We start from the raw sequence: 13,959 nt of genomic DNA on the forward strand, positions 1-13,959 counted from the left end.
AAAAACTCCCTACAACCTTAAGGTTTTATTTTCTCCATAAATTCCCTAATTTTATTTTCGGTTAGTTCTCCTGTATGGTATTTAACTACCTTGCCATTTTTATCAATCAAAAAAGTGGCTGGAAGAAGGTCTATACCATATGTACTCATGACTTCTTTATCTGTATCAATCATGATAGGAAAATCAAGCTTAAGGCGTTCAGCAAATTGTTGGACAGCAAGCTCGGGTTCCTGTATATCTACAGTCAAAACCTGAACCCCTTGGTCCTTATACTGATGGTATTGATTATTTATATATGGCATTTCTTTTTTACAGGGTGGACACCAGGTTCCCCAAAAGTTTAAGAACACTCCCTGTCCCCTATAATCAGATAAGCGGTGTTTATTTCCCTGCATATCTACCAAAGCAAAATCAGGAGCTGTATCTCCGACCGCCACTTTTTGTTTATTATCTTTTGTTAAATTTGCATACAGTGAATAGGCAACGGCAGCACCTAGAACAAGTAAAATAAGGGATCTCATCACTAATCGCCGTTTCTTCATAAAAAAACCTCCAGTTACTCCATTACACAGTTTGTCTAATTATAGCATTTACCAACACTCTCATAGTGCTAACGCAGAAAAGTAATTGTGACGATATTATGAATTTTTCTTAGATGAATCCATTGCAAAGGCTCTTAGCTGCTTTACCTCATGCGGGGTCAGTTCTCGTGCATCTCCTGCCTTTAAACCGTGTAACGTTAAGAATGCATATCGTTCACGCTTTAGCTTTAATACTTCATGGCCAATCGCTTCGAACATTCGTCTAACCTGTCTATTTCGTCCTTCATGAATGGTAATTTCAACAATAGCGGTTAGCTTTTTCTTATCTCCCGATAATAATTTCACTTTTGCTGGTGCGGTTTTTCCATCTTCAAGTTTGATACCTTTTTCTAATTTTCTTAGGTCTTCTCTTAAAGGAATTCCCTTTACTTTTGCTACATACACTTTATCAATCTCATTCTTTGGATGCGTGAGTAGATTGGAAAATTCCCCATCATTTGTTATTAAAAGTAGTCCTGATGTATCATAATCCAGCCGGCCTACAGGAAAAATTCGTTCTTTTAACATGGGGAAGAAATCAGTAACCACTTTTCTGCCTTTATCATCACTTACACTAGAGATTACCCCCCGTGGTTTATATAAAAGGAAATAAACTGGTTCTTCTTTCTCAATTTGTATTTCATTTACTTCCACTCGATCCGTAGGAGTGACTTTTAGACCAAGTTCAGTAACAACCTTTCCATTCACCTTAACTCTGCCTTCTTTAATTAATTCTTCAGATTTTCTTCTTGAAGCTATGCCTGCTCGGGCAATAACTTTTTGTAATCTTTCCATTTTTCCACCTCATATTTCTCAATCCTAAATCCATCTTAATGAATTATGACACAATTTCTCCACTTTTCAAAGTAACGGATTTTTAAAGTGAAATAAAAATAAGGTTTTGTTAAACTTGCCTATTGATTTCCGCTCCAGGCGCGAGCGGTTCGTGGGCGTTTCGGCGAGCCTCCTCGGCGCTTGCGCCTGCGGGGTCTCCCCTGACCCATACTCCCACAGGAGTCTTCGCGCCTTCCGCTCCAATCAACAGGGTGTAAAAATCAACAATGTTCTTTAACACAGCCAAAATAAAAAAGTATGTTCTTTTTAGAACACACCTTCTACTTAAAGCTATTTAGTTCCAAATATCAATACTACTACAACAATGGATACAATGATTCCAAACACATCAGCAATAAGCCCTACTTTTAAAGCATCCCCCATTTTTTTAATCCCAACAGCACCAAAATACACGGTTAATACATAAAAGGTGGTATCTGTACTGCCTTGCAAAATAGAAGCAAGTCTGCCTATAAAGGAATCAGGTCCATAAACACCGATTAAGTCACTAGTCATACCTAGGGCCGCCGTTCCAGATATGGGTCTTATTATTAACAATGGTACAATTTCAGCCGGTACACCCATTGATTGCATAAACGGGCGAATCCAATTCATTAATGCATCTAATGCACCAGAAGCACGAAATATCGAGATTGCAACAAGCATACCTACTAAAAAGGGAATGATAGAAACGGCAATCTTGATGCCCTCTTTCCCACCTTCAACAAAACTTTCATAGGTGGGCACACGTTTAAATGTGCCGTATAGAAGAATGAATCCAATAAGTAAAGGAATAAATGTTAAGGAAATAACTGAAATTAGCTGCATACATGTTCATCCTTTTCGGCTTCTACGGTAATAAAAGTACCGATCAATGAGGATTGCACCGATTGCCGATATAATAGTTGCAATGATAGTTGGGACTACAATTTCTGTAGGGGATACAGAATGATAGTTTATTCGAATCGCAATTACAGTTGTTGGAATGATGGTAATACTGGCTGTATTTATCGCTAAAAAAGTAACCATCGACCGACTTGCTGAATTTTTTCCACCATTTAATTTTTTTAATTCCTCCATTGCTTTAATGCCCAGTGGAGTTGCAGCATTTCCTAATCCAAACATATTAGAAATCATATTAGACAAAATATATCCCATTGCTGGGTGATTTGGAGGAACCTCAGGAAACAAAATTTTCACAAGAGGACGAAATAGCCTTGAGAGACGTTCTAGAAGACCCGACTCTTCAGCAATACGCATCATTCCGAGCCAGAAAACAAGGACACTGATCAGTCCTATACACAATGTTACCGCTTCTTTAGCACCATCAAATACAGCTTTGTTGACAGCCTCCATTGTTCCATTGAATAATGCAAAGACAACCCCAATAACGGTCATAAACACCCAAACATAATTAACCATGAACATTCACACCAATAGCAATGAGAAATATTTCTTTTATAAAATCAAACAAACCTTTCTTTTTCTTGACGATGTTTTGATAATAAATCGGAGTTTCTTGTACCACTTTTCCATCTAAGTAGACGGCAGCTTTCCCAACAACCAGTTCCTTACTCTTTGTACTTTCGGCACTTTTAGACTTATTTAACTTATATTTAACTGAAAATAAGTTCATTTCCTCGTTTGTTGCCGGGTAGACAATTGACTTTTTCACATACAATTTGTCCTTGTAATCTTTATTATTTTCAATCTCTACTTTTCCCTTAGGTATCACTTCTGCCATATCAAACCCTTTAAATCCACCTTCATACATGGAAATATGATCATTCCAATCATCCGGCCCATCTAAGGTTACAGCAATAAGTTTCATGTCCCCTTTAGTCGCAGTAGTTACCAGCGTCCTTTTCGCTCTTTTTGTATATCCGGTTTTCCCACCAGTGCAAAACTTATATTTTGAGAGCAAACGATTCTTGTTTTTCCAAACTCGATCCCATTTCTCAGATGGATTCGGGGCACGATGTACTTTTGTACCTGAGATTTTTTCAAAGGTTTTATTTTGCATAGCATAACGCATCAGAATAGCCATATCATAGGCAGTTGAATAATGATCTTCGTGATCATCGAGTCCATGTGGATTGGAGAAATGAGAATTATACATTCCAATTTCCCTTGCCTTTTGATTCATCAAATAAGCAAAACCATCTACACTGCCCCCTACATATTCAGCGATGGCCACAGCGGTATCATTTCCTGATCGCAGCATCAATCCATAAACTAAATCGCTTAGTTTAGTTTTCTCTCCAGGTTTTAAATAAACGGACGATCCCTCCGCACGAGTCGCTTTTTCACTAACGGTTACGTATTGATTCATTTTTCCCGATTCAATCGCAAGAATTGCCGTCATAATTTTAGTTATACTTGCAATTCTTCTTTTGGTGTGTGCATCTTTTTCAAAAAGGACTCGACCAGTTTTCTGTTCAATCAGCACAGCACTTGCGGCACTTACGGAAACGGATGCGTCCACCTTCTGAGGAATGTTTGTAACGAACAGTGAGACCAAGAGGGAAAAGATAATTAGTTTTAAAATCATTCTCATTAGATCAACCTCGTCTCCTTCTATACTTCTACTTATTTAGCTTTGTACAAGTTTATGCAGGACAAGGATGAATATGATTAATTTTAAGCAAAGCAAAAGCACCCGACCATGCCGGATGCTTTTTAATCCCCGTTTAAAACGCAGGCCATTTAATATCTGCTGCCTTTTCAAACCTCATCTCCACATCATGCCAATTCACTATATTCCACCAATTATCCACGTATTCAGCCCTGTTGTTTTTATATTGGAGGTAATAGGCATGCTCCCATACATCCAACACTAATAAAGGAATGGTATCCCACTGTGTTAACAGCATATGCCGCTCTGATTGAAGTATTTCCAAATGTCTCGCTCGCGGCGCCCAAACCAAAACGGCCCAGCCCACTCCCTCAACTTGCTTTGCAGCCTCGGTGAACTGTTTTTTAAATGCGGAGAAGCTACCAAAATAACTATCAATCTCCTCCTTTAGTAGACCTTGAGGGCTACCACCGCCATTCGGACTCATATTTTTCCAAAAAATCGTGTGCAAATAATGTCCAGATCCATGAAATGCTAGCTCTCTTGACCAATGCTTAATCAAAGAATAATCGTTAGTCTCTCTGGCTTTTTTCAGATTGAGTTCTGCTCGATTTAACCCATCTACATATGATCGATGGTGCTTATCATGGTGCAGTTTCATAATCTCCTCAGAAATATAGGGTTCTAATGCATTATAGGGGTAGGGTAGCTCAGGTAGAGAATGACCACCTGGTGATAGTTTTTTTTCAGTTATCCAAATATTTCCTATTTCCTGTTTTCTTTTGAAGTAATCCTCCAATTGTATATGGATATTCTCTGCTTTCGTTTGGAGTGAAAGCAGTTCTTCATTTGACAACTCGCGATTTGTACTTTCAATCAGTTCAGTAAAAGCATCCAGCTGATTCCACAGCTCAGAATCCTGCCCCACCTTTTCTGACTGGAGAAAATGTTTCATTTGCTCATTCCATTTAAACAATTCGCTAACATATCTGCTAAACCGATCCACTATATCCCTCATTTCTAACTACCGCAATTGCGTGCGGTGTCATGTAGTTACCTAAATGGTATGAGGGGGTTGATAAAAAAATGATAGGAAAAGGCTGCCCTCGTACAGAGGCCAGCCTGATTTACTATTTACTTTGATTGAATCATCTTTGTTCTATAGTCTGTTTCGTAGTACTCAAGTTCTTCCCTTACCCGCTGGAAGTCACCCTCTAAACTTTTAACTAGCTGTACGATGCTTTCAGACACACTTCGGTAAAATTTAATCGAATTTCTGCCCGTGTAGGCAGAGCGACTATCTTCGTACCATGCATCATTTTTCGGTGAGAAAAACTCTTCAATGCATTGGTGGTAGATTTTGTAGAGTGTTTTTTCCGCAGCCGCTTTTTGAAACGGTTCGCTTTGTAAAATAATCGAGCAGGCTTCAAAACTTTCCTCGCTATAGACAATTAACTTTCTTAAACTTGAAAAAATTAATTTATTATACTGACGGTCTTCTTCATTCTCTCCATTCATTTGTGAGAGGGTTGTTTCATTTAGAAAGTTTTCTAAAGTTGTAATTGACTTACTTAAAAATTCTTTCACATCATTTAGTTGTGATTTTACCAACGAGTTTCCCATAGTTACCTCCCTAATTTAACATCGAGCCTTCTTTATTGCGGTTGCAAAATGAATTCAAGTGGTGAATGGAGTTCGAAACCCTTCTTTTCTTTAAGAGCACGAAAAACTTCAGGTAATTTTTCAAAATTAATATCCTGAAAATAAGAAGTAAATTCATTCTTTGAATTAATATATAGACGTTTTCTGCTTCGCAGACCTGGATTCTTAATGAGGCAACACAGTGCTACGATATCCCTAAAAAATATCTCATTTTCATTTTGAACCAAAATGGGGTCCTGTTTAAATGGTGTCAATTCCTGGAGAAACTCATCAAAATACCTAACGTATAAAACATGAAGTGTTTTTTCTTCCCCGTTGTCGATAAAGGTTACTTCACTTCTGTTAAAAAAATCCTCAGAAGTATTTGATTTTTCTTTTTCTAATTCAATACCTTTACACTCTTTAATCTGCAAGATAATCCCGCCCCTTATTGAAATGCTCAGTTAATACCAGTTATAACTGATAAATCATTTTGAAAACGTATATTTATTTTAGCATAAATTGGTCATTTTGATAGCCATTTTAAGAGTTAATCGTTTCTTGAAATTTCTCAAAAAATAAATCGGCTTCCTCTTGGATGTATTCATCCTCTACTTTTTCAGGAAGTTGTGGAAGTTCCTTAAGACTTTTAAGGCCAAAATAATCAAGAAATTCCTTCGTCGTGCCATATAAATAAGCTCTTCCTGCTCCCTCTGCACGACCAACCTCTTTAATTAAAACCTTTGCCATTAATGTATGCAGGGGTCTTTCTGTTTTCACCCCTCGAATTTCTTCTATTTCTGCCCTAGTAATTGGTTGTTTATAGGCAACAATAGCCAATGTTTCTAACGCAGCCTGTGATAAGGTTGAGGTATGTGGAGAATCCACCAATTTTTTTAAGTAATTTGCGTTTTCCTTTTTTGTAGCTAGTTGATAGGTCCCAGCCAACTGGACAATCATGACTCCCCTATTATTGTTTTGTACGTATTCTTTCTTTAAGTCCTCAAGGACCTCACTTGCTTTCAGTTCATCCACATCTAGTACTTCAGCTAATTGCTTTAACGAAAGCCCCTCATCTCCAGCTGCAAACAAAAGGCTCTCAACAATGCTTGTCCAATTAATAATTTCCACTTCAATATGCCCCTTCCTTAACAGCTTCAACAAAGATTTCACCAAAATTTTCTTGCTGTTCCACGTCGATCTCTTTTCTTTTAATTAGCTCTAAAACTGCTAAAAAGGTCACCACTATATGTTCTTTAGCCGGATAGGGAAACAATTCATTAAAGTTTTTCCTTCCTTTTAGCTGTTTTAATTCATCCATAATTTCTATCATTCTTGTCTCAATAGAAATTTCTTGTCTGGCAATTTTAGTTGCCATCGGACGCTGTAGTTTTTTTCTACGTAATAATTTTTGAAATGCAGCTAACATATCATACAAAGAAACATTTAATTCTGTTCTTTCAGGGTGTTTTTCCTTTGCAAAGTCAGAAAGGTCACTAGGTGGCTTTGTAAACATAAGCCCTCGTTCTTCTTCCATCGATTTAAGGTCCTGTGCTGCCTCTTTATACTTCCGATATTCAATCAATCTTTCAACCAACTCGTCTCTTGGATCCTCTTCGAAAGACATGTCTGGATCCGCGTCTACGTAGGCCTCTTCATGTTTAGGCAAAAGCATCTTACTCTTAATGGCAAGTAAGGTAGCAGCCATAACTAAAAACTCACTAGCTACATCCAATTTAAGTTCACTCATTGTTTTAATATACATAAGGTATTGCTCAGTGATTTGAGCAACCGGAATATCGTATATATCAATCTCGAGCCGGTTAATTAAATGGAGAAGTAAATCCAACGGCCCTTCAAACGCATCAATTTTCACCTGGTATGGCATTTATATTTCACCAAAATTCTATAAAGATAAATTCGTTAGCCGTCATTACGACTAATAATAGTATAGAGTATTCATTTGTGTTATCCAATAAAAAAATCAACCTTACGTGGTTTCTATCCAAAATAGATGTTTGCCCATAACAATGGACAAATAACCTACATATGATGACAAGGAAAAGAACAAAAACATTTTAGGAGGTATTTGATTATGTCTGATGGCGGCTTTGGTACTGGTTTTGCATTAATCGTCGTTCTATTCATTTTGTTAATTATTGTTGGTGCTTCCTGGGTTTATTAAAAAATAAGCCGAGGTACTGGCCCGTCATTTTTGACGGGTCTTTTCTTTTTTCTAGTTTCAAATTCATTTGTAAGAAGGTCTATCTTTGATTGTGATAAACTTATTATAGTATGTTGTTAAGGGGGGATATCTTGTATCCTAGAGCGTATATTCAATTTTTAATCCATTTTCATGGAGATCGTGATTATTTCGAGTGTCACGAAGTCCTTGAAGAATATTGGAAAAAGACAGACTCTAAAAACAAAGATTCCATTTGGGTAGGTCTGATTTTATTGGCGGTTTCCACTTATCATCACCGGAGAAAAAACTTTAAAGGGGCAATAAGAACATTACAAAAGGCCTTAACTATTCTAAAGAAACAAGAAGATAGTGTAATTAAACTTGGATTGGACTATGTGCAACTGCTTCAAATTGTACAAGAACGTTTAAACCTCATTACGTCAGAACAATTATATAAAAGTTTTAATATACCAATTAGTGATCCTCATTTATTGGACCTATGTTTTGCTACTTGTGATCAATTAAAATTTCAATGGGGTAAAGATAGTGATCTGACCAATATTAACCTCGTTCAACGCCATAAATTACGGGATCGAACAAATGTGATTCAAGAAAGAAATCAATCTTTAAAAATGAGAAAAGAGGCTGACTTATAAGGGTCAGCCCCATGTTATTTCAGCAAACATCACATTTTTCGATAAATGGTGCAGTGTTTTCATTTGGAATAATTACTTTATCTGAATACATCTCTCTTAATGCTTTTACCATTCTTTTTCCCACACCTTGGTAGCGATGAGAAGGGTTAACAGAAATATGCTGAATCTCGAGAGTATTTTCTTCATTATGATAAAGAACTCCTAGCAGTCCAATAATATCTTCTTCTTTCCATAAGAAAAGCTGCCAATTTTCTTCCGTCTCATATTCCTTCATGGTCAACTGTAGCTTTTTTAAGTCCTTTTCATTTGGCATAAAAGACAGTAATCCCATGGCAATTTTTTCGAATGTTTTCTTATACCGAATTAACATTTTGATCCCTCATTATATTAAATAAACCATTGGTAATTTGGTTTAGCAATAGTATATTTTTACCAAACAACTCATTAATAAACCTAATTTATTATATGTAATTAAATTTATAGTGTTTCACTAATGACCATCATACATAATTAATGGGCAATCATCAATGATAAAAATTACTAAATCCTATTGCTTTGGTCCAATAAATAGCCAGTAGATTATTCCCCAAATGGCAGAAATTCCAATTAGTATACTAAATAACACCCAATTTCTTTTCATAAAGGCTTCCTCCGAAACAGTTCATTCATGACACTCATTCTACACCAAATGACAGAAATAAGCTATTTCCTCTTACAAATATTACATATTATCACTAAAGTTTTAAAACTATGAAACTTCTTAATACATTTATTCGTTTATATTAAAGGTTTCGGTTATATTATAAAAGAGCATATATTTATTAAAGGCTTTAAATTTCAAGGAGGCAAAAAATGAAAAAATTTTTCACCCTTTTATTAGTAACTTTAATTTTCTTTCAACCGATCAGAAGCTTTGCAGATCTAGCTGAAGGGGATATGATTGTCACTTTAGGTGAAAATCTTACCAAAGATCAAAAGGATAAACTTCTAAAAGAAATGGATGCCCCTGTGGATGTACAAATAGTGACTGTGTCCAATCAGGAGGAACACCAATATTTAGGGAAATATGTAGCAAAGTCTCTTATCGGAACAAAGGCTATCTCTTCTTCTGCCATCACCATTGCTCCTAAGGGGTCTGGCATCACCGTTAAAACCAATAATATCAATTGGGTTACAGATGAAATGTATGTGAATGCATTAATTACTGCCGGTGTAAAGGATGCTAACATCTATATCACAGCTCCTATTTCTGTTTCTGGAACAGCTGCCTTAACTGGAATCATAAAAGCATATGAAATCTCGGCGGATAAAGCTATACCAGAAGAGGTCAAGCAAGCAGCTAATCAGGAAATGGTTGAAACTGCCAAACTCGGCGATTCGATTGGAGAGAAAAATGCTGCGGCATTAATCGCGAAAGTAAAAGAAGAAATAGCCAAGAATAAGCCGCAAAATGATGAAGAATTACGAAAAATCATTGAACAGGCTGCTAAAGATTTAAATGTGAGTCTTACTGATGAGGAAATGCAACGTCTAATTGATTTGTTTAATAAGTTGAAGAATTTAGATATCGACTGGAACCAAGTGAGTGACCAACTGAATAAGGCAAAGGATAGGATTTCTAAATTTCTTGAATCGGAAGAAGGTCAAGGATTCTTAGAAAAGGTCAAACAGTTCTTCATTTGGTTGATCGACGCTATCAAGTCAATCTTCTCTTAATAAATAAAAGCTGCCACTTGTGGCAGCTTTATTATTTATTTTAAGGCTTTGTTAAATTTGTCTGTTGATTTCCGTTCCAGGCGCTTCGCTTTCCGCGGGCGTTCCGGGAGCCTCCTCGTCGTTCCTCCTGCGGGGTCTCCCGAGACCGCTACTCCCGCAGGAGTCTTCGCGCCTTCCACTCCAATCAACAGGTTATAAAAATCAACATTGTTCTTTAACACAGCCTATTTTAATGGTAAATCATGTCTTACTAGATCTTCGTACGTCTCTCTTTTAACAACAAGAGTGGCCTTGCCATTTTCAACAAAAACAACAGCTGGCCGTGGAATACGGTTATAATTATTTGACATGGAATAACCATAGGCACCCGTACAAAATACGGCTAGAATATCTTCTTCCCCTGCTTCAGGAAGAGGTAAGTCCCAAATTAACATATCACCCGACTCACAGCATTTCCCTGCAATAGAGACGGTTTCCTTTGTTTTTGCTAAGGGTCTATTAGCAAGAACGGCCTCGTATTTAGCGCTATAAAGAGCAGGTCGAATGTTATCACTCATGCCTCCATCAACAGCTAAATATTTCCTCACACCTGGGACTTCTTTTGAAGAGCCTACTTTATAAAGAGTGATACCTGCATCTCCTACAAGTGAACGCCCTGGTTCAATCCAGATTTCAGGCATTTGCATAGAGTAATGCTCTGTCAATTTTTTTACTTCTTTAATGATTTCACTGACATATTGTGCAGGTGGAATTGGCTCATCCTCTTTTGTATAACGGATCCCAAAACCGCCTCCTAAGTTTAACACTTTCGCTTTAAATGAAAGTTCATTTTCCCACTCTGCCATTTTTTCAACAATTTTCTTTGCAGCAAGTAAAAATCCTGTTGTTTCAAAGATTTGCGAACCAATGTGGCAGTGTAGCCCGAGAACATCAAAATAATCAAAATGAAGAGCTGTTTCTAATGCCTGTTTCGCCTGTCCATTTTGAAGATCAAATCCGAATTTTGAATCCTCCTGCCCGGTCAAAATATAATCATGGGTATGTGCTTCAATCCCAGGAGTTATTCTTAATAAAATATTAACTTTCGTTTTTTTCTCCTGGCAAATGGATTTTAAAAGTTCGATTTCATGGAAATTATCTACAACAATACAGCCAATTTGGTGATCCAACGCCATCTCCAGTTCTTCCCGGCTTTTATTATTCCCATGAAAATGAATTCTCTCGACTGGAAATCCTGCAACTATAGCGGTATATAACTCCCCACCAGAAACGACATCAAGAGATAAACCTTCCTCTTCTGCCAGCTGTATCATAGCAACTGTGGAGAATGCTTTACTTGCATATGCCACTTGAGCTTTCATATTTTGTTCTTCAAAAGTTCTTTTAAAGCCTCGAGCTCTTTCACGCATTAATGCAACATCATATACATATAAAGGAGTACCATATTCATGAGCCAATTCAATGGCATCGACTCCGCCTATTTCTAAATTTCCGCTTTTATTAACTCCTGTTGATCCATAAAAATACATTTCCTTCCCCACTCTCCATAACAGCTCACTATAGTTTATGTAGACAATGTTAAAAGATATAAACAAATAGACAGAATCTACATAAGATACTGCCTATTCATAATCCTTTATCACTCTATTTAATTAAAATTACTTTAGCATACCTGAAATAAAACCGCAATTATTTCTCGTTTGCTTTAGGTGGCTGTCGGAAACGGTTTCGCGGATGAACAATGCTTGGTCTAAGTAGTGAACCAGGTATAGCTCTTCGAACGAGAATCTGCAAAAATCCTTTAGGCTCAAACGGAAGAAAAGGCCATAGGTAAGGTGTGTTAAGGACACGCATCTTAACAAGAAAAATAAACATTAAACTTGCACCAATAATAAAACCTGGTGTATGGAAGATGGCAACTAAAATGGTCAATGTTATTCGGAGCATCTTATTAGCTACACCTAACTCATAACTTGGTGTGGTAAATGAACCAATGCCTGCGACAGCAACATAAAGAATGACTTCAGGAACAAACAAACCAACATCAATTGCAATTTGACCAATTAACACTGCTGCAATTAAGCCCATTGCCGTGGATAATGGTGTTGGTGTATGTATGGCTGCCATTCGTAAAAACTCAATCCCAAAATCGGCTAATATTAGTTGAATGACAACGGGAATATTGGTTTGTTCGTTAGGTCCAATAAACGATATTTTTTCAGGTAATAAAGAAGGCTCTAAGACAAATAAAAGCCATAATGGAAGCAATAAAATCGATGTTAATACACCTAAAAAACGAGTCCACCGTACAAAGGTCCCTGCTGCTGGTGATTCCCGAAATTCTTCTGCATGTTGCACATGATGAAAATAGGTTGCTGGTGTAATGATGACACTTGGGGAAGTATCACAATAAATGACAATATGCCCTTCTAAAATATGAGCAGAAGCTACATCCGCTCTCTCCGTATATCTAACCATTGGGAAGGGATTCCACCCTTGTTTTACAATAAATTCTTCCAGCGTTTTATCTGCCAAAGGAATGCCATCTACTTGTATAGCATTGATTTCTTTTCTGAGAATATTTAGTAGATCTGCATCGGCAACATCCTCTAAGTATCCTAAGGCCACATCCGTTTTCGACCGTTCTCCAACCTTTAACATTTCAAAGCGCAGTCGTTCATCACGAATTCTTCTTCTTGTTAATGCCGTATTTAATATAATATTTTCAACAAATCCATCACGAGAACCACGAACTACTTTTTCTGTGTCAGGCTCTTGAGGAGATCTTCCTGGATAACTTCTAACATCCACTGCAAGGGCTGTATCTACCCCATCAATAACTACAACAATTAACCCTGATAATACAAAGTCCACCAATTCATTTAGTGTTTTAATCGGTTGAACAGATTGGTTGAGGAGCCGATTATAAATGAGTTTATAAATGTCCGTTGAGAGTTTTTCATGGTCATTGAGTTGCACTAGTTCTTCAATTAACTCAATAACGAAACGAGTATCACATAATCCATTACAAAAATAAATTTGGACATCTGTTTTAAGGACGTTAAGTTTTCTAACTCCTAGATCAAAACTTATTCCAAGCCCCACCCGTTGTTTCATATAATTTTCAGTCTCATGGACCGATTCAGGGATAGGCCATTTTTGCTCATTACTTCTTGCCATAGAAGCCGCTCCTTTCTAGTATAAGTTCAACTGCTTTCTTTGTTATTGGGGAACCTTGTTTATAAGAGTCGTTCCTTGCCATTTTCCCTACATCACCCACTCCTACGATAATAGGCACATCTAACTCATCAAGACAGTAAACTGTATCTCCATTTATTCTGCCGATTTCAAGTTCGGGTATACCAAATTTATCTACCCCATAGGGAGTTAACACTCCATCACGATCAATACTTACATCCACCCTTGCCCATTCTTCGTGTCTCGATTTTGCGGCCACCGCAATAATGCCTAGAACTTCAATGTCTTTATGGGTAGCTACATATTTTAATGCTTTCTCACCCGCCCCCTCCCCTACAATGCCACTGTCATCAAACATGACTAATACTGGATCATAAGCTGCTTCTTTTATTAAGCGGATAATTTCAGGACCTGACAATTTAGACGGATTTCCTTGAGACCGGGAAATACACCGACCGCCAATCTCTCGAGCGACGTGCTCGATGGCCTTTTTGGCATATTCATCACCGTCCGTTACTAGAATGACTCGTCTCCGCTTACTCATTCTTTGATGTCCTTTCATTAGAAAAGCGT

The 13,959-nt window shown here is 37.3% G+C and carries 17 protein-coding genes; 3 read left to right on the plus strand and 14 right to left on the minus strand.

The genetic code is table 11. The features are described 5' to 3' along the window. Positions 1-17: 17 nt before the first annotated feature. From resA to AC3A54_RS01925, 10 genes are all read right to left on the minus strand, one after another. Complete coding sequence (gene resA, locus AC3A54_RS01880) at positions 18-542, minus strand: thiol-disulfide oxidoreductase ResA (protein WP_308083334.1); 525 nt, start codon at positions 540-542, stop codon at positions 18-20. Positions 543-638: 96 nt separating this feature from the next. Next, positions 639-1,376: a 23S rRNA pseudouridine(2605) synthase RluB gene (rluB, locus tag AC3A54_RS01885; protein ID WP_487653164.1), complete on the minus strand. Its 738-nt coding sequence runs from the start codon at positions 1,374-1,376 to the stop codon at positions 639-641. A gap of 330 nt (positions 1,377-1,706) precedes the next feature. Continuing rightward, the gene (locus AC3A54_RS01890) at positions 1,707-2,243 is read right to left on the minus strand and encodes a spore maturation protein (protein WP_487653165.1); all 537 of its coding nucleotides are present in this window, start codon (positions 2,241-2,243) and stop codon (positions 1,707-1,709) included. 6 nt (positions 2,244-2,249) lie between these two features. Further along, positions 2,250-2,837, minus strand: coding sequence for a nucleoside recognition domain-containing protein (locus AC3A54_RS01895; RefSeq protein WP_487653166.1), 588 nt, complete (start codon positions 2,835-2,837; stop codon positions 2,250-2,252). Beyond that, entirely contained in the window at positions 2,830-3,972 is a 1,143-nt protein-coding gene (locus AC3A54_RS01900) for a D-alanyl-D-alanine carboxypeptidase family protein (protein ID WP_487653167.1), read from the minus strand. The genes AC3A54_RS01895 and AC3A54_RS01900 overlap by 8 nt, the downstream gene beginning before the upstream one ends. A gap of 133 nt (positions 3,973-4,105) precedes the next feature. Further along, positions 4,106-4,996 (minus strand): superoxide dismutase, encoded by an 891-nt coding sequence (locus AC3A54_RS01905; protein WP_308083329.1) that lies wholly within the window; start codon positions 4,994-4,996, stop codon positions 4,106-4,108. Positions 4,997-5,124: 128 nt separating this feature from the next. Beyond that, positions 5,125-5,613, minus strand: coding sequence for a YpuI family protein (locus AC3A54_RS01910; RefSeq protein WP_487653168.1), 489 nt, complete (start codon positions 5,611-5,613; stop codon positions 5,125-5,127). 32 nt (positions 5,614-5,645) lie between these two features. Further along, positions 5,646-6,065, minus strand: coding sequence for a hypothetical protein (locus AC3A54_RS01915; RefSeq protein ID WP_308083327.1), 420 nt, complete (start codon positions 6,063-6,065; stop codon positions 5,646-5,648). Between the two features lie 109 nt (positions 6,066-6,174). Next, complete coding sequence (gene scpB, locus AC3A54_RS01920; RefSeq protein ID WP_487653169.1) at positions 6,175-6,762, minus strand: SMC-Scp complex subunit ScpB; 588 nt, start codon at positions 6,760-6,762, stop codon at positions 6,175-6,177. Between the two features lies 1 nt (position 6,763). Then, complete coding sequence (locus tag AC3A54_RS01925; protein WP_487653170.1) at positions 6,764-7,519, minus strand: segregation/condensation protein A; 756 nt, start codon at positions 7,517-7,519, stop codon at positions 6,764-6,766. 207 nt (positions 7,520-7,726) lie between these two features. Between AC3A54_RS01925 and AC3A54_RS01930 the strand changes: the two genes are divergently transcribed. Together AC3A54_RS01930 and AC3A54_RS01935 are read left to right on the plus strand one after the other, a co-directional pair. After that, the gene (locus AC3A54_RS01930) at positions 7,727-7,816 is read left to right on the plus strand and encodes a YjcZ family sporulation protein (protein WP_308083323.1); all 90 of its coding nucleotides are present in this window, start codon (positions 7,727-7,729) and stop codon (positions 7,814-7,816) included. 131 nt (positions 7,817-7,947) lie between these two features. Further along, positions 7,948-8,472, plus strand: coding sequence for a DUF309 domain-containing protein (locus tag AC3A54_RS01935; protein ID WP_487653171.1), 525 nt, complete (start codon positions 7,948-7,950; stop codon positions 8,470-8,472). A gap of 19 nt (positions 8,473-8,491) precedes the next feature. Here the strand turns inward: AC3A54_RS01935 and AC3A54_RS01940 are convergent, their stop codons facing one another. Further along, positions 8,492-8,842: a GNAT family N-acetyltransferase gene (locus AC3A54_RS01940; RefSeq protein ID WP_335548640.1), complete on the minus strand. Its 351-nt coding sequence runs from the start codon at positions 8,840-8,842 to the stop codon at positions 8,492-8,494. A 482-nt stretch (positions 8,843-9,324) separates the two neighbouring features. On the opposite strand from AC3A54_RS01940, the gene AC3A54_RS01945 reads away from it, so the two are divergent. After that, a complete protein-coding gene (locus tag AC3A54_RS01945; RefSeq protein ID WP_487653172.1) occupies positions 9,325-10,188 on the plus strand; it encodes a DUF1002 domain-containing protein in 864 nt (287 codons plus the stop codon). Positions 10,189-10,412: 224 nt separating this feature from the next. Here the strand turns inward: AC3A54_RS01945 and lysA are convergent, their stop codons facing one another. From lysA to spoVAEA, 3 genes are all read right to left on the minus strand, one after another. Next, positions 10,413-11,717 carry a diaminopimelate decarboxylase gene (gene lysA / locus AC3A54_RS01950; protein WP_487653173.1) on the minus strand — a complete coding sequence of 435 codons (1,305 nt, stop codon included), beginning with the start codon at positions 11,715-11,717 and terminating at the stop codon, positions 10,413-10,415. 160 nt (positions 11,718-11,877) lie between these two features. Then, entirely contained in the window at positions 11,878-13,368 is a 1,491-nt protein-coding gene (locus AC3A54_RS01955) for a spore germination protein (RefSeq protein WP_487653174.1), read from the minus strand. Beyond that, entirely contained in the window at positions 13,355-13,930 is a 576-nt protein-coding gene (gene spoVAEA, locus AC3A54_RS01960; protein WP_308083316.1) for a stage V sporulation protein SpoVABEA, read from the minus strand. The genes AC3A54_RS01955 and spoVAEA overlap by 14 nt, the downstream gene beginning before the upstream one ends. Between the last annotated feature and the right edge of the window lie 29 nt (positions 13,931-13,959).

This window comes from Neobacillus sp. Soil_C_43, from assembly GCF_057656715.1.